This is a genomic window from Noviherbaspirillum aridicola, assembly GCF_019656455.1.
In the GTDB taxonomy this organism is placed as follows: domain Bacteria; phylum Pseudomonadota; class Gammaproteobacteria; order Burkholderiales; family Burkholderiaceae_D; genus Noviherbaspirillum; species Noviherbaspirillum aridicola.
In genome coordinates this window covers 179480-194954 of sequence record NZ_BPMK01000001.1, presented here as the reverse complement: position 1 = coordinate 194954, position 15475 = coordinate 179480, and the positions used below count along the sequence as shown (strand labels likewise).

14 protein-coding genes and 1 tRNA gene are annotated in these 15475 nt (G+C 65.9%); 9 read left to right on the top strand and 6 right to left on the bottom strand.

What is annotated here, in order from left to right:
- Positions 1-61 precede the first annotated feature (61 nt).
- Positions 62-583 (bottom strand): Lrp/AsnC family transcriptional regulator, encoded by a 522-nt coding sequence (locus NCCP691_RS00960; RefSeq protein WP_220806359.1) that lies wholly within the window; start codon positions 581-583, stop codon positions 62-64.
- A 179-nt stretch (positions 584-762) separates the two neighbouring features.
- Between NCCP691_RS00960 and hppD the strand changes: the two genes are divergently transcribed.
- The 6 genes from hppD (at position 763) to NCCP691_RS00930 (ending at position 8350) form a co-directional block, all read left to right on the top strand.
- The gene (hppD, locus tag NCCP691_RS00955) at positions 763-1836 is read left to right on the top strand and encodes a 4-hydroxyphenylpyruvate dioxygenase (RefSeq protein WP_220806358.1); all 1074 of its coding nucleotides are present in this window, start codon (positions 763-765) and stop codon (positions 1834-1836) included.
- Positions 1837-1847: 11 nt separating this feature from the next.
- A complete protein-coding gene (locus NCCP691_RS00950) occupies positions 1848-2393 on the top strand; it encodes a VOC family protein (protein WP_220806357.1) in 546 nt (181 codons plus the stop codon).
- A 114-nt stretch (positions 2394-2507) separates the two neighbouring features.
- On the top strand, positions 2508-4532 hold the full coding sequence (gene fusA, locus NCCP691_RS00945) for an elongation factor G (RefSeq protein ID WP_220806356.1): 2025 nt from the start codon (positions 2508-2510) through the stop codon (positions 4530-4532).
- 204 nt (positions 4533-4736) lie between these two features.
- Positions 4737-6245, top strand: coding sequence for an alpha/beta hydrolase family protein (locus tag NCCP691_RS00940; protein ID WP_373870315.1), 1509 nt, complete (start codon positions 4737-4739; stop codon positions 6243-6245).
- Positions 6246-6326: 81 nt separating this feature from the next.
- A complete protein-coding gene (locus tag NCCP691_RS00935) occupies positions 6327-7496 on the top strand; it encodes a glycosyltransferase family 2 protein (protein WP_220806355.1) in 1170 nt (389 codons plus the stop codon).
- Complete coding sequence (locus tag NCCP691_RS00930; RefSeq protein WP_220806354.1) at positions 7493-8350, top strand: alpha/beta fold hydrolase; 858 nt, start codon at positions 7493-7495, stop codon at positions 8348-8350. The genes NCCP691_RS00935 and NCCP691_RS00930 overlap by 4 nt, the downstream gene beginning before the upstream one ends.
- Before the next feature lie 52 nt (positions 8351-8402).
- Here NCCP691_RS00930 and NCCP691_RS00925 read toward each other — a convergent pair whose 3' ends face one another.
- A complete protein-coding gene (locus NCCP691_RS00925) occupies positions 8403-9623 on the bottom strand; it encodes a GAF domain-containing protein (protein ID WP_220806353.1) in 1221 nt (406 codons plus the stop codon).
- Positions 9624-9656: 33 nt separating this feature from the next.
- Positions 9657-10316 carry a zinc ribbon domain-containing protein gene (locus NCCP691_RS00920; protein WP_238482253.1) on the bottom strand — a complete coding sequence of 220 codons (660 nt, stop codon included), beginning with the start codon at positions 10314-10316 and terminating at the stop codon, positions 9657-9659.
- Between the two features lie 135 nt (positions 10317-10451).
- On the opposite strand from NCCP691_RS00920, the gene NCCP691_RS00915 reads away from it, so the two are divergent.
- Positions 10452-10528 (top strand) — tRNA-Arg (locus NCCP691_RS00915).
- A gap of 393 nt (positions 10529-10921) precedes the next feature.
- Here NCCP691_RS00915 and soxR read toward each other — a convergent pair.
- Entirely contained in the window at positions 10922-11416 is a 495-nt protein-coding gene (gene soxR, locus NCCP691_RS00910; protein WP_220806351.1) for a redox-sensitive transcriptional activator SoxR, read from the bottom strand.
- A gap of 80 nt (positions 11417-11496) precedes the next feature.
- Between soxR and NCCP691_RS00905 the strand changes: the two genes are divergently transcribed.
- Together NCCP691_RS00905 and NCCP691_RS00900 are read left to right on the top strand one after the other, a co-directional pair.
- Positions 11497-12075, top strand: coding sequence for an NADPH-dependent FMN reductase (locus tag NCCP691_RS00905; protein ID WP_220806350.1), 579 nt, complete (start codon positions 11497-11499; stop codon positions 12073-12075).
- Positions 12072-12896 (top strand): arylamine N-acetyltransferase family protein, encoded by an 825-nt coding sequence (locus tag NCCP691_RS00900; RefSeq protein ID WP_220806349.1) that lies wholly within the window; start codon positions 12072-12074, stop codon positions 12894-12896. The genes NCCP691_RS00905 and NCCP691_RS00900 overlap by 4 nt, the downstream gene beginning before the upstream one ends.
- 17 nt (positions 12897-12913) lie before the next feature.
- On the opposite strand, the gene NCCP691_RS00895 is transcribed toward NCCP691_RS00900, so the two are convergent.
- Positions 12914-13783: an alpha/beta fold hydrolase gene (locus tag NCCP691_RS00895; RefSeq protein WP_220806348.1), complete on the bottom strand. Its 870-nt coding sequence runs from the start codon at positions 13781-13783 to the stop codon at positions 12914-12916.
- 240 nt (positions 13784-14023) lie between these two features.
- Positions 14024-15391 carry a sodium-dependent transporter gene (locus NCCP691_RS00890; RefSeq protein ID WP_220806347.1) on the bottom strand — a complete coding sequence of 456 codons (1368 nt, stop codon included), beginning with the start codon at positions 15389-15391 and terminating at the stop codon, positions 14024-14026.
- Positions 15392-15475 lie beyond the last annotated feature (84 nt).

Sequence of the window (15475 nt, the reverse complement as noted above, 5' to 3'; positions counted from 1 at the left end):
GCCGTCCAGGCTGCGACGCGCGGAGCGGCTTTTCCCGCATAGCTCCCCCCAGCAGGGCCGGTCAGGATCGCGACAGGACCAGCCGGCGCGACGCCTCCGCCGGTTCCGCCACGTGATCGAGCGGCAGCACGTGCGTCTGCTTGATCTTCTTGAGGGCGATGTTGGACTTCACGTTGATGACGCCCGGGAGCTTCAGCAGGCGCTTCATCATGAATTCCGAAAACGCGTTGAGATCGGGCGCCACCACCCTGAGCATGTAATCGGCTTCCCCGGTGACCGACAGGCATTCCAGCACTTCCGGCATCTGCGCAATCGCGCGCTCGAAGGTGTCGCCCTCGGCTTCGCCGTGGCGGCCGAGCGTCACCGAGGTGAAGGCGATCACGCCCAGGCCCACCACCTCGGGGTCGAGCATGGCCGAATAATGGCCGATGACCCCGGTCTCTTCCAGCCGCTGCACCCGCCGGCTGACCTGCGACGTGGACAGATGCACTTTCTGCCCGAGGGCGGCATTGGTCATGCGGCCGTCGCGCTGCAGTTCCGCCAGCAGCGCCAGGTCGAATTTATCCACTGAAATGGCGGCCACGTCTTGTCTCCTGTTTTCATTTTCTGATGCACATATTGTGCATCAAAAGCGAAAATGTCCGCCAAGAACGCGCAAAAAGTGCGCCCCGGCACTCGTAGAATTGTCGAATCCGCATGAAGCGAAACGGCGCCGGTCCGTCGGCATGCATCGGTTCACATATCCACATTCAAGGAAGAGACATGGCAGACATTTTCGACAATCCGATGGGCCTGATGGGGTTCGAGTTCGTTGAATTCGCATCGCCGACGCCCGGCGTGCTGGAGCCGATTTTCGAGGCGCTCGGATTCACGAAGGTCGCGACGCACCGCTCCAAGAAAGTCGACCTCTACCGCCAGGGCGAGATCAACTTCATCGTCAACAACGAACCCAACAGCATCGCATCCTACTTCGCCGCCGAGCACGGCCCCTCCGCCTGCGGCATGGCATTCCGCGTGCGCGACGCGCACAAGGCCTACAAGCGCGCGCTGGAACTCGGCGCCCAGCCGATCGACATCCCGACCGGGCCGATGGAGTTGCGGCTGCCGGCGATCAAGGGCATCGGCGGCGCGCCGCTGTACCTGATCGACCGTTTCGAGGACGGCAAGTCCATCTATGACATCGACTTCGAATTCATCGAGGGTGTGGACCGGCATCCGAAGGGCGCCGGCCTGAAAATCATCGACCACCTGACGCACAACGTCTACCGCGGCCGCATGGCGTTCTGGGCCGGCTTCTACGAGAAGCTGTTCAACTTCCGCGAGATCCGCTATTTCGACATCTCCGGCGAGTACACCGGCCTGACTTCGAAGGCGATGACCGCGCCCGACGGCCTGATCCGCATTCCGCTCAACGAGGAATCGAAGAAGGGCGGCGGCCAGATCGAGGAATTCCTGATGCAGTTCAACGGCGAAGGCATACAGCACATCGCCTTGCTGACCGACGATCTGCGCAAGACCCTGGATGAGCTCAAGATGGCCGGCGTGCCCTTCGTGCCGGCACCGCCCGAGACCTACTACGAGATGCTCGAGGAACGTCTGCCGGGTCACGGCGAAGAGGTGGCCTCGCTGCGTACCCGCGGCATCCTGGTCGACGGCAAGACCGAGGGCGAGAAGCGCCTGCTGCTGCAGATCTTTTCGCAGCCGGTGTTCGGCCCCGTGTTCTTCGAGTTCATCCAGCGCAAGGGGGACGACGGCTTCGGCGAAGGCAACTTCAAGGCGCTGTTCGAATCGATGGAACGCGACCAGATCCGGCGCGGCGTGCTGCAGACGGCGTAACGGGATACGCGATGAAGATCGACCGCATCCACCATGTCGCCTACCGCTGCCGGGACGCGAAGGAAACCGTGCTGTGGTACCAGAAGATGCTCAACATGGACTTCGTGCTCGCGATCGCGGAGGACAACGTTCCGTCCACCGGCGAGCCCGATCCCTACATGCACATCTTCATGGATGCCGGCAACGGCAACGTGCTGGCGTTCTTCGAGTTGCCGACCCGCCCGGAAATGGGGCGGGACCCGAACACGCCGGCATGGGTCCAGCACATCGCATTCAAGGTGAAGGACCGCGAGGAACTGCTCGCCTACAAGGAACACCTCGAGGCGAACGGCGTGCAGGTGCTCGGCGTGACCGACCACGGCATCTTCCACTCGATCTATTTCTTTGACCCGAACGGTCACCGGATCGAGCTCGCCTGCCCCGATCCCGCCGAGGCCGAACAGCTGAAGAAGCTGGACGCGGTCAAATGGGAAATGCTGGAGGAATGGTCCCGCACGCGCCGCGCGCCACGGCATGCCGCCTTCCTGCATGAGAAAGCCTTTGCCGGCAAGCACTGAAGGCACATGAAGCAAGGATTGCCCGCCCGTCCTGCGCGCAAGCAATCCTTGCCGATTCTCCCCCGCCAACCATAATGAACCCATCCCGATCGGCGATCGCCAGGAGGATGGGTCATGGCATACAGCACTGAAGCGCTCCGCAGCATTGCATTCGTCGGCCATGCCGGCGCGGGCAAGACCTCCCTCGTGCAGGCCCTGCTCCGCGCGGCCGGCATGAACGGCGAGGCGCGAAGTCCGGAAGACCCTCTCGAGCGCAAGTACGGCCACACCCTGAGCGCCTCCGTGCATCACGCGGACCACCGCGACTGCCGCATCTATCTCCTCGACACGCCGGGCTATCCCGATTTCATCGGCCATGCGATCGCTACGCTGCCCGCCGCCGACACCGCCGCCGTCGTCATCGACGCCGAGCGCGGCATCGAGATGATGACGCTGCGCATGATGGAACTGGCGCACGCACGCGGCATGTGCCGCCTCGTGATCATCAACAAGATCGACCAGCCCGGTGTCGATCTCGCCGGCCTCATGCGCCAGGTGCAGGAAGTGTTCGGCCGGGAATGCCTGCCGATCAACCTGCCCGCCGCCTCCGGCAGGGAAGTGCACGACTGCTTCTTCAGTCCCGATGGCGACGCCGACTTTTCCACCGTCGCCGACGCGCACCGGGCGCTCATGGACCAGGTGGTGGAGGTGGATCCCGCCTTCATGGAAACCTATCTCGAACAGGGCGACATCGCGCCGGAGGTGCTGCACTCCCCTTTTGAACAGGCGCTGCGCGAAGGCCACCTGATCCCGGTGTGCTTCGTTTCGGCGCGCGGCGGCGCGGGCCTGCCGGAGCTGCTCGATGTCATGGTGCGGCTGATGCCCAATCCGGCCGAGGGCAATCCGCCGCTGCTCTACCGGCAGGATGCGGAGGATGGACGCAAGCGGACGCCATTGCGCTCGCAGCCCGACGCCAGCCGTCATGTGATCGCGCATGCATTCAAGATCGCGGTCGACCCCTATGTCGGCCGGCTCGCCACGTTCCGCATCCACCAGGGCACGCTGCGGCGCGACGGCACGCTGTACATCGGCGACAGCCGCAAGCCTTTCCGGGTGGCCCATCTCTATACCCCGCAGGGCCGGGAGCAGGCCGAAACCCAGCAGGGCGTGCCGGGCGATATCTGCGCGGTGAGCAGGGTCGAGGAAATCTACAGCGACGCCATCCTGCATGACGCGCTGGAGGATGCATCGATACATCTCGAGCCGGTACCGCTGCCGCAGCCGATCTACGGTCTGTCGATCGAACCGCGCAAGCGCGGCGACGAGCAGCGCCTGTGGGACGTGCTGCAGAAGCTGTGCGCGGAAGATCCCTGTCTGCGCGTAGAGCGCATGATGAGCATAGGCGAGACAGTGCTGTCCGGCCTCGGCGAGATGCACCTGCGCTGCGTGCTCGACCGCATGACCGAGGTGTACAAGATCGAGGTCGAGACGCATCCTCCGAAGATCGCCTACCGCGAGACCGTCGCCGGAGAAGGCGACGGCCATCACCGGCACAAGAAGCAGACCGGCGGCGCCGGGCAGTTCGGAGAAGTCTTCCTCAGGGTCGAGGCACTGCCGCGCGGCGCCGGCTTCGAATTCGTGGACGCGGTCAAGGGCGGGGTCATACCCCGCCAGTTTCTGCCGGCCGTGGAAAAAGGCGTGCTGCAGGCGATGGAGAGCGGTCCGGTCGCCGGCTATCCGATGCAGGACGTGCGGGTGACGGTCTATGACGGCAAGAGCCATCCTGTCGATTCCAAGGAAGTCGCCTTCGTCGTCGCCGCCCGCAAGGCCTTTCGCGACGCGGTGCAGAAGGCGCGGCCGCTGCTGATGGAGCCGCAGGTGCAGATCGATGTCACGGTGCCCGACGAGAACATGGGCGACGTTACCGCCGACCTGTCCTCCCGGCGCGGCCAGATCAGCGGCATGCGCAAGGGGCACGACACGGCCTCCATCGTCAGCGGCCTCATCCCGCTGTCGGAACTGAACGGCTATCAGTCCCGCCTGCACTCACTCACCGGCGGCAGGGGAAGCTACACCGTCAGCTTCAGTCACTACGAAGCCGTGCCGGCGGCGACGCAGCAGAAGATGGCATCGCAGCGCAGGGAAATACAGGACGAATGACGACGCCCGCCCCCTCGCCGCTGTGGCAGGAGGGCGACGCTCTTTCTTCCTCGCATTACTCCGATTGCGACAACTCAAGCCTCGCGCAGCCACTGCGCTGCAGCATGGTGCAAATCCCGTATGTTTGTTCGTCACTGCCTGACAAAACAGCGTTCCGCACGATAGAACGGGCAGACCTACCCAACACATTCGAGGAGATCATCAGTGAGTGGAAAAGACTTTCTGAAAGGCGGCGCCCTGTTCTTTGGCAGCGCGCTCTTGCTGGCAGGTTGCGGCGGCGGTGGCGGCGACACGGTGACAGATGCCTTCGCCAACCGCACCAAGGTCAATGCACAGGAGGAGACGCGGCCCCAGGATGCGCGCACCTTCACTCCGGTGGCCGCCACGGCTTATCCCGACTACGAGCAGGCGTCCGACGGCGGAGCGGGCTTCAAGGCCCTGACCGGCACCTCGGCCGAGACCGACCGCTGGGCAGGCATACTGGGTGAATCGGCCTACCGGATCGAGGTCCCGAAGAACTGGAACGGCAAGCTGGTGATGTATGCCCACGGCTACGCCGGCACCGGGCCTGACCTGCGGGTGACGACGCCCGCGATCCGCCGCCACCTGATCGAGAACGGCTATGCCTGGGCCGCCTCGAGCTACAGCAGGAACTACTACGACGTGCGCGCCGGCGTGGAAGACACCAATGCGCTGGCCAATGCATTCGCCCGCATCGCCAAGGAGCGCGGCCGCAACCTCGGCACGCCGAACCGCACCTACATCATCGGCCATTCCATGGGCGGCCACATCGCCGGCGCGGCCGTCGAGAACGAGACCAAGAAGACCGCGATCAACAAGACCCGCTACGACGGCGCGGTGCCGATGTGCGGCGTGATGGCCGACACCGAACTGTTCGATTACTTCGCCGCCTACCAGATCGCGGCGCAGACCCTGGCCGGCTATCGCGAGCATCCGACCGCCCGCTTCCAGGAGATCGCGCAGGACGTGAAGTCCAGGCTCTTCGTCAGGTTCAGCGAGGTGCCGAACGAACAAGGAAAACTGCTGGCCCAGGCCGTGGAAAACCTGACCGGCGGCGACCGTCCGGTATTCGACATCGGCTTTGCCAACACGGCCCTGCAGAACGTGGTCTGGGGCACCTTCGGCAGCGACGGCACGGTGAACGGCATCCTCAACCGGCCGACGCTCGATACCCGCCGCTTCGTCTATCAGTTCGACAGCGACCCGGCGCAGTCGCCGGCCGAGGCGGAGTTCAACACGATCGTGCAGCGCCTGACCGGCGATCCGGAAGCCAACCGCCTGCGTGCCGACGGGCTGCGCTGGATCCCCAGGGTCAACGGCGACTTCAAGGTGCCGGTGGTGACGATCCACACGCTGGGCGACATGTACGTACCGTTCAGCATGCAGCAGATCTATCGCCAGCGCGCCGAAGCGCAGGGCAATGCGGACCTGCTGGTCCAGCGGGCGATCCGCGCGCCCTCCCACTGCGACTTCACCGTGCGCGAGCAGACCGACGCCTTCGACGCGATGATCAACTGGGCGGAAAACGGCGTGAAGCCGGCGGGCGACGACGTGCTCACGCCGTCCACCGTGGCCAGCCCGACCTACGGCTGCGCGTTCACCCGCAACACGCCGACCGTGGATGACAGCCCGGTGACAGTGGGCACCCGCCAGGCGATCGCGCCGCTGATCGCATCCTGCCCGTCGTCCTGATCCCTGCCGGCTTACGGCCGGCTTCCCGCAGGCGCGCCGCTCTCGTCATACAATGAGCGTCGCGCCTTTTCCATTTTTCCCATGAGCACAGGCACATGGTTTTCACTGGCGGTCTTCCTGCTCGTCGCCGCGGTCTGCTTTGATGTGACGCGCGGCTGGCGCAGGCTTAACGAATTGCGTTTCGTGCCCGCCGTGCTGCCGGCCCCGACGCCGATGGTATCGATCGTGGTCGCCGCCCTCAACGAAGCCGACACCATCGCGCCGGCGCTGCGCTCGCTGCTGGCCATCGACTACCCGCGGCTGGAAGTCATCGTCGTCAACGACCGCTCCACCGACGCCACGCCGCAGATCATCGACGACATCGCGCGCGAACATCCTTCCCTGCGCGTCATCCATATCCATGAACTGCCGTCCGGCTGGCTCGGCAAGAACCACGCCCTGCAACGGGGCGCGCAAGCCGCCAGTGGCGACTACCTGCTGTTTACCGACGCCGACGCGGTATTCGCGCCGAGCGCGGTCAGGCGCGCGGTGGCCTATTGCGCCGAACACCGGATCGACCACCTGTCGCTGCTGTTCGAACTCGTCGCGCATTCCCGGCTGCTGCGTCTGCTGGTGGTGAGCTTCGGCGCCGGCTTCATGGCCCGCTTCCGGCCGTGGAAGGTGCGCGAGTCGCCGTCGCACCACGTAGGCATCGGCGGCTTCAACCTGGTCGGGCGCGCCGCGTATTTCGACGCCGGCGGGCACGCCGCGATGCCGCTCGCCGTGCTCGACGACATGATGCTCGGCAAGCTGCTCAAACGTCACGGCTACCGCCAGGACCTGCTGATCGGCACCGACATGGTCCGCATCGAGTGGTATCGCAACACGGCCGGCCTGGTCCGGGGACTCGAGAAAAACATCTTCGCCGGCTTCGACTACCGGCTTGCCCAGCTGATCGCGGTGACCGTGCTGGTGCTGGCCACCCGCGTCTGGCCCTGGCTGGGCCTGTTGCTGACCGACGGCCTGGCGTGGCGCCTGAACCTGTTGACGGTGATGGTCGGCCTGCTGCTGTATGCCGACCTGCTGCGCGCCCGCGGCTGGGGCCTGGAATGCCTGGTGTACGCGCCGCTGGTGCCGCTGATCGAGCTGGCGATCTGGTGGCGGGGCGCGCTCCTGGTGCTGCTGCGCGGCGGCATAGACTGGCGCGGGACGCGCTACCCGCTGGCCATGCTGCGCCGGGCGCACGACGCCGGCGGCGGAGAAATCCGATGAGCCTCGCGCGCCTGCTGCGGGTGCGCGGCGACGGACTCGACCTGCAGGTGACGGTGATGGGCGAAGGTCCGCCGGTGATCCTGCTGCATGGCTTCCCGGAAAACAGCCATTGCTGGCGCCACCAGATGCCGGCGCTCGCGGCGGCCGGATTCTCCGCCTGGGCGCCGAACCTGCGCGGTTACCCGCCGTCCGACATCCCGCACCGGCGCGGCGACTGCGCGCTGCCTCATCTCGTGCGCGACGTGCTCGGGCTGGTCCAGGCCACCGGATTCCCGCGCGTTCATCTCGTCGGCCACGACTGGGGCGGCATCGTCGCATGGGCGTTCGCCGGCGCCCACCCGGAACTGGTCGAGCGGCTGGTGGTGCTCAACGCGCCCCACATGCAATCGTTCCGGGAAAACATCTGGCGCGGCGGACAATTCCTGCGCAGCGCCTATGCGGGGATTTTCCAGCTGCCCTGGCTGCCGGAAGCGGCGCTGTCGGCCGGCGGATTCCGCCTGCTGCGCTCGATGTTCGGGACGGCGCGGCCGGGCGCCTACAGCGCGGCGGACATCGACTGGTATGTGGAAACGCTCGGGCATGACGGCGCGCTGAGCGCCGCGCTGAACTACTACCGGGCCAACGCGCGCGCCGGCGCGATGGACATGGCGCGCGCCCATGTGCGCAGCCAGACCCTGGTGATCTGGGGAGAGCGCGATCCGGCGCTGTCCGTGCGGCTGCTCGACGGGCTGGATCGCTACGTGACCCGGCTGCGCGTGCAGCGCATTCCGCAGGCCGGCCACTGGGTGCAGAACGAAGCGCCCGGCGAAGTCAACGACGCACTGCTAGGATTTCTGCGGGAGGGGCCGCCCTGACCAGTCGCCGGCAGCCGCGTCCATGGACGCGCAGGCGTCAGCCCCGCGCGCGTCAGTCCAGCATGAGATCGATCCGCAGCGCGAGGCGCGCCTTGCGGGTCTTGCCGCCCTCGCCCGCCGCTTCGCTGCGCAGCAGGCGCACATGCTCGGGGCGGACCACGGCCTGCAGTTCGGGCGCGGCGGCGCCCAGGGCTTCCATCACGATCTTCTGCACGCGGCGCATGACCGCCGCTTCCGCGTCCGCTTCTTCCGCCGGCGCCCTGCCGGTGTACAGCTGGATCGCGGTCTGCATGAACTCGCGGCGGGTGCTGACCAGCATGCGCACCGTGCGGCCCGGGAAGAGTTCGCCGAGGATGCGCGCCGACTTCAGCCGCTCCGGGTCGAGCGTGAGCACCGTCAGCGTGCCGTCGTAGTCGTCGAGCAGCAGCCAGCCGTCGCGCAACGAGTACTCGCGGCGCGCATGTTCGTGCAGCGACACGGCCGGCCGCACCGCGCGGAACGGCTCGTAGGGCACGCCGAAGAATTCCGCGTAGGCGGCGCCGACCTGGGCCGGCGAGACCTGGAACTCATCGATCAGCACATCTTCCAGATCGAGCTGCTTGCGACGAGCCGTGCGCCTCGCAAGCTCAAGCTCCGGCCGCGAGAGCGCGCCCTGCGCGACCAGCGGATCGAAGCGCGTGCGCACCGTGACATCCGGCTGGCTGCGCTGCTCGAAGGCCAGCGCCAGCGTCCTGCACAACTCCCGCGCGCCCTCTTCGATGAGGTCCGGGAAAGGCCCGCCGAGCCGATTGTTGATCAGCTGCAGCACCCCGAGCAGCTCGCCGCTGTCCGCATGGAGAATCGGCATCGCGACCATCTCGCGGGTGCGATACCCGGTCCGCCTGTCGACGGCGTCGAGAAAGCGCAGCTCGCGCGAATAGCCGCGCAGCTCCTCCTGGTCGTACACATTGCGGATGTTGAAGCCGCGCCGCGTCATCGCGACATGTCCGGCGATGCTGGACGTCCCGATCGGCAGCTCGAAGTCGCGGTAGCTGTCCATGCCCGTCTTGATCTTCGACACGATGGTCATGCGCGACGGGCCGACCGCATACAGCGTGAGGCGGTCGCAGCCGCACACCGCGCAAATGTCGCGCGACACCTCGAGCATGATCTCGTCGACGTCGCTCGCGGCACCGATGCGCTCGACCACCTCCGCAAGGCGCTGGAAAAAGGCGCTGCGGCGCTCGGCGCGCTTGAGCTGCTGATGCTCCTCCCAGGTTAACTGCTTGCTCATCCCGACCTCCGGCGGCGGCTGCCGCACGCGCGACTATGTGGATTGCTGGTGTTGACGATGCCCGCACTCGGGGCAGAAGCGCGCCCCGGGCTGCATCTCCGCCGAACACGCGGAGCAGACCGGCTTGACGCCGGTAGGCGTACCGCATTCCGGGCAGAACTTCGCGCCGTGGGTCTCCGTCGCGCACCTGGCGCAGACCAGCTGCTGCTCGCGTCTCACATCCCGCTGCTTGCCGCGCGCGATCCCCTCCGCCATGGCCGCCTCGGTCGCGCCCTGGATCTCGCCCTGCGCGCGCGCCGCGGCGATGGCCACGTTCACGCTCGGCGCGCAGTGGTAGCACATGCCCCTGGCGCTGTCGAAACAGCTCGCGCAGACATACTGGAAGCAGCTGCCGCAACGATGGAAATGCGACTTGGCTTCCTCGATCGCCGCGCTAAAGGCTTCATCCCGCGCCGAGTTGAAACCCGCCTGCGCCATGCCCTCGAGCGCGCTGCTCGCGCCGCCGAGCACCCCGCCGAACATCCCCGCCGCCTTCGACACCCAGCCCGACGCCTGCCCGCTCCGATAAGGACGGAAGCGGGTGCGCCAGCGGTCGTTGCAGCGCTCGCAGTAGAACTCGAACTGAAAGCCCGCATCGACCCCGTCCTGCTGGCTCAGGTCCTGGTAATTGTCGGCAAACCTGATCTCCGCCATCGCTGCCCCACGCATTTCCGAAAAGCATCATTCTACATTTCGGTAATCTTCTTACAAGACGACGGTGACGGGCATCATGTCCCTCGCGCAAGGACTGGCAAAATCCGCAGCAATGGGTTATTATTCAGCCCCTTCGCGGCCGTAGCTCAGCTGGATAGAGTACTTGGCTACGAACCAAGGGGTCGTGGGTTCGATTCCTGCCGGCCGCGCCATATAAAACAAGGGGTTACGATCTTTGGGTCGTGACCCCTTGTCCGTTTACGGATCACTTGCCTCATCTCGCACAATGAGGGTGCGGACAAGCCTTGGGCCGTGCGGCAATGACGGCCCGCACCGCCCCCATCGCCCGCATCCAGTCCATACCCTCCCTATACGCACGCCCTCCGACAACAGCACCGTTCCCGAGGGAGCAGCAGAAGCCTTCGCACGCGGCAGTACCGCGACCTGCGGTGCACGCCGAGGGCAAGCGGATTCACAGGCAGTTGAAGGCGAGGGGCACGCGGCTGATGGACGACGAGGACTACCGGTGCCTGGTCGAACTGCTGGCACGGCTGAAAACGAATCTCGAGTCGTAACCGAACAGGCGCGGAACCGTCCGGGCAGAATTACTTGTCCCGCGCCGCCGGCTGCCGGGCACCCGCCCGCTTGCGCGGACCGCCGGCGCCGATGCGCACCGCCCCTTTCCCCTGCCCGCCCAGCTCATCCGATGGATTGAACAGCTTGCAGCGCTCCAGCGAAAGGCATCCGCAGCCGATGCAGTCGCTGAGGCTGTCGCGCAGCTGGAGCAGGCTTGCGATCCTCTCGTCGAGGTCGGCGCGCCAGCGGGATGACAGGCGGTTCCAGTCGGCGGCCGTCGGGGTGCGCTCTTCGGGCAATGCGCTGAATGCTTCCCTGATCGCGTCCAGCGAAATGCCAAGCCGCTGGGCGACCTTGATGACGGCGACGCGCCTGAGGACGTCGCGGGAATAGCGCCTCTGGTTGCCGCTGCTGCGCCGGCTCCTGATCAGCCCCCTGGACTCGTAAAAATGCAGCGTCGGGACGGTGACGCCGCTCCTGGCCGCCACTTCTCCCACGGAAAGCTCGTGTGAAGTCGATTCCATCGTCGCCAGCCTCCTCTTGACCTCAAGTTCGCTTGAGGTTTTACACTGCCGACTATACCGAAACTTCGACAGGAGGCGCAATGAGCGAAAGAATTCGCGTGGCGATCGTTTATGGCAGCGGCCGGGAGGGCCGGCTGTGCGATCGGCTGGTGGACTGGGTGCGGGAGCGGATGGCGATGCAGGCAGCGTTCGACATGGCATTGATCGATCCTCGCGTGCATCTGCTGGGAGGGAGCGGCCCCGCTTCGGGCGAGAGTGGCCTGTCCGCGCTGAGGGAGGAGGTCTTCCGGGCGGATGCCTTCATCGTGGTGACGCCGGAATACAACCACGGCTATCCGGCGGCGCTCAAGGAGATCATCGATGCGGCCTATCGCGAATGGCATGCGAAGGTCGCGGCCTTCGTTTCCTACGGCGGTACCTCGGGCGGCATCCGCGCGGTGGAGCAGCTGCGTCAGGTCTTCGCCGAGCTGCACGTCGCCACCGTCCGCGACGGCGTGAGCTTTCCGCATGCGTGGGAAAGGATCGGGGCCGACGGGCGGTTTGCCGCTACGCCCTCGCAGGAGAAGGCGTTTGCAAGGATGACCGCGCAATTGCTGTGGTGGGCGCGTGCGTTGCGGGACGCGCGCCTCGCGGCACCCTATGAGGAGACCGTGCAATGAGCGATCTGACTGCCTATTTCGACCTGGTCGGTTATCGGCACCAGGGCAGGCCGGACCTTGCCGCGCTGAGGGCATTGCATCTGCGGCATACGCACTCGATTCCATTCGAGAACCTGTCGCCGCTCGCGGGTCTGCCGGTGAAGCTGGATATTCCGTCGATCCTGGAGAAATTCAGCCGGCAGCGGGGCGGATACTGCTATGAGCACAATCTGCTGTTCCAGCATGCGCTCGACGCGCTGGGGTTCAACACGACCGCGCTGCTGGCCCGCGTGCGCATGAATGTGCCGGCGGATGTCGTCACGCCGCGCAGCCACATGCTGCTGCTGGTGGAGGCGGACGGCGAGCAATGGATCGCGGACACGGGCTTCGGGCGGATGACGCTTACCTCGCCGATCCGGCTGGAGCCGGGCGCCGCGCAGTCCACGCCGCACGGCCGCTACCGCCTGATAAAGGACGACGAGGGATACCGGCTGGAAGCGGAGACGGCGGGAAGCTGGGAGCCGCTCTATGCATTCGATCTCAGGCGCTGTTATCCGCCGGACTTCGAGATGAGCAACTGGTATGTGTCGACCCATCCCGCGTCGCATTTCGTGCACGATCTGGTGGCCGTGCGTACCGTCGCCGGCGGGCGGCACGTGATCTACAACACGCGATACAGCTTCTACGGCCTGGATGCTCCGCCAGTCTCAGTGCAGCTGCAGACCGTGGATGAGATCCTCGACATGCTGCGGAGTGAGTTCGGCATTGCGGCTCATGAGGTCGCCGGCATTCAGGACCGGCTCGCGCGGCTGGTGAGCCGGGTTTCTTCGGCGGGACGATAGCGTCCCTCGGGCCGGCATCAGCGCCTGGCATGCACCCGTGAGAGGAAGTCGCGCGACAGGGCGGCCACCTCGTCGAGATGCGTCTCGAGCAGCCAGTGTCCTCCGTCGAGCAGATGCAGCTCGGCGGCGGGCAGATCGCGCAGATAGGCGCGCGCCGCGCCTTCGGGCATGTAGCCGTCACGCGGCCCCCACACGATCAGGGTCGGCGGACGGCGTTCGCGCAGGAAGGACTGGTAGCGCGGGAACCATGCGAGGTTCTCCTTCAGGCCGAGGATGATGTCAAGCGCGATGCGCTTTCGACGCGGTGTCGTCCGGGCCCAGTGCAGCGTCCACAGGTCCGGCGCGATCAGGCTGGCGAGTTCGCCGTCCGCACCGTTCAGAAACTCATCGCGGTAGCCCTCTTCGCTGATGGCCTCTTCGATCGCCTGCCGGTGCCTGTCCGACGGATCGCGCCAGTAGTCCTGCAGGGCCTGGTACTTGGGGCCGAGCTGGTCTTCGTAGATGTCGCCGTTCTGGATGATGAGTCCGGCAATCCTTTCGGGTTGGGCAAGCGCGAGACGCAATCCGATCTGCGAACCGAAGTCATGCAGATAGATGACGAAGCGGTCTATGCCAAGCTGCCGGCAGAAGCCATCGAGCAGTTCGGCGTAGCTGTCGAAATCGTGGATGAAGCTTTCCGGCGCCTCGCTGTATCCGGCCATCGGAAAATCCGGCGCCAGCAGCCGCCATCGATCCCCGAGGGCGGGGAGATAGTTCCGGAATTCGTAGGACGAGCAAGGGTACCCGTGCGGCAGCAGCACGACCGGCGCGTCCGCCGGCCCGGCTTCGCGGTAGAAAATCTTCACTTCGCCAAGCTGCATGGTGCGATGATGAACAGCGGCATTCATCTTCATGTCTCCCTGATGGAAGCAGAGCGGGAATGTGCGGTCTTTTCCCCGGCGTTTCGGCAAAGTTCTCCGACACTGAAATGCCGGCTGCGTTCATTGAAAGAGCGGTCGGGGGATGCCGGCGCGCCGGAGACGCTTCATTGTTCGGCGGTCGACAACAATGCAGTCGGCGCCCGATGTTTTGTTCGGGCGCCGACGATGAACGGGGCACGTTCCGCGCGGCCGTCACGCGTCGCCCGCTTAAAAGATGTTCAACCCCTTGAGCATCACGATCAGAACCAGCAGCGGCGAGACATAGCGCAGCAGGAAGAACACGAGCCGGGCCAGCCCGGCGTTGGCCAGCTGGCCGTTGTTCGACACCGACTGCCAGAGCCTTTCGAAGCCCCACACCCAGCCGACGAAGAGCGCGATGAGAATGCCGCCGACGGGCAGGATGATGTTCGATGAAACGAAGTCGAACAGGTCGAACATGTTCAGTCCGAACAGTTTCGCGTCGGCGAGCAGGCTGCCGGACAGCGCGCAGACGGAGCCGGACGCCGCCAGCACGGCCAGGGTGAGCATGACCGCCTTCGGACGGGACAGGGAGAACCGCTCGCGCAGGATCAGTACGGGCACTTCCATCAGCGACAGCATGGCGCCGGTGGCCGCGATCGCGGTCAGCACGAAGAACGTGACCATCAATACCTGCCCGATCGGGATCTGCGAAAACACGGCCGGGACGGTGATGAAGACCAACGCGGGGCCGGCCGCGGGTTCGAAGCCGAACGTGAACACCGCCGGGAAGATGGCGACGCCGGCCAGCAAGGATACGCACAGGTCGGCGGCCATCACCCGGAAAGCGATGGCGGGAATGTTCTGGTCGTCGCGGAAGTAGCTCCCGTACGTCATCATCGTGCCCATGCCGATCGAGAGCTTGAAGAAGGCAAGGCCGAGCGCGGTCAGTACCGCGGCGCCGGTGAGCTTGCTGAAATCGGGATAGAACAGGAAGGCCAGGCCCTCGGCGGCGCCGTCGAGCGTGAGGCTGAAACCGCACAACAGCACGAGGAGCAGGAACAGCAGCGGCATCAGTTTCTTCGTCAGCGCTTCGATACCCCTGGCGACGCCCATCAGCAGGATGCCGCCCATCGTCGCCAGCACCGCCCACTGCCAGAGCAGCGACCGCCAGGGGTCGCCGGTCAGCGAGGAGAACGCCGCCTCGGTGACCTTGCGATCACTGCTCAGCGTCGTGCCGCGCAGGGCTTCCAGCACATAGGCGAACACCCATGCGACGACTTCCGAGTAGAAGGACATGATGAGGAAGGACGCGAGCATGCCCGCCGCGCCGATGATCCACCACGGCTGGCCGCGCGGCGCGAGGGACTGCAGCGCCGAGATCGGATTGGCTTTCGCCCGCCGGCCGATGGCGATCTCGGCGATCATCACCGGCAGGCCGACCAGCAGCGTCGCGAGCAGGTACACCAGCAGAAAGCTGGCGCCGCCATTGGCGCCGGTGATGTAGGGGAATTTCCAGATATTGCCGAGGCCGACCGCCGACCCCAGGGTGGCGGCAAGGACGCCGAAGCCGGATGTGAAGGCGTCGCGCTGTCTTTCTTTCGATGCTTGACTCATGTGGATGGATATTGCCTGGCGCTGCCGGCAAGGCGGCGGGTTGCATGCGCCGTCGACACTCGCGGCGCGCCCGTCCGGCCGGGC

Coding starts and splice junctions, on each gene's coding strand:
- hppD (WP_220806358.1), top strand. CDS start 763: ATGGCAGACATTTTCGACAATCCGATGGGCCTGATGGGGTTCGAGTTC.
- NCCP691_RS00950 (WP_220806357.1), top strand. CDS start 1,848: ATGAAGATCGACCGCATCCACCATGTCGCCTACCGCTGCCGGGACGCG.
- fusA (WP_220806356.1), top strand. CDS start 2,508: ATGGCATACAGCACTGAAGCGCTCCGCAGCATTGCATTCGTCGGCCAT.
- NCCP691_RS00935 (WP_220806355.1), top strand. CDS start 6,327: ATGAGCACAGGCACATGGTTTTCACTGGCGGTCTTCCTGCTCGTCGCC.
- NCCP691_RS00930 (WP_220806354.1), top strand. CDS start 7,493: ATGAGCCTCGCGCGCCTGCTGCGGGTGCGCGGCGACGGACTCGACCTG.
- NCCP691_RS00925 (WP_220806353.1), bottom strand. CDS start 9,623: ATGAGCAAGCAGTTAACCTGGGAGGAGCATCAGCAGCTCAAGCGCGCC.
- NCCP691_RS00920 (WP_238482253.1), bottom strand. CDS start 10,316: ATGGCGGAGATCAGGTTTGCCGACAATTACCAGGACCTGAGCCAGCAG.
- soxR (WP_220806351.1), bottom strand. CDS start 11,416: ATGGAATCGACTTCACACGAGCTTTCCGTGGGAGAAGTGGCGGCCAGG.
- NCCP691_RS00905 (WP_220806350.1), top strand. CDS start 11,497: ATGAGCGAAAGAATTCGCGTGGCGATCGTTTATGGCAGCGGCCGGGAG.
- NCCP691_RS00900 (WP_220806349.1), top strand. CDS start 12,072: ATGAGCGATCTGACTGCCTATTTCGACCTGGTCGGTTATCGGCACCAG.
- NCCP691_RS00895 (WP_220806348.1), bottom strand. CDS start 13,783: ATGAATGCCGCTGTTCATCATCGCACCATGCAGCTTGGCGAAGTGAAG.
- NCCP691_RS00890 (WP_220806347.1), bottom strand. CDS start 15,391: ATGAGTCAAGCATCGAAAGAAAGACAGCGCGACGCCTTCACATCCGGC.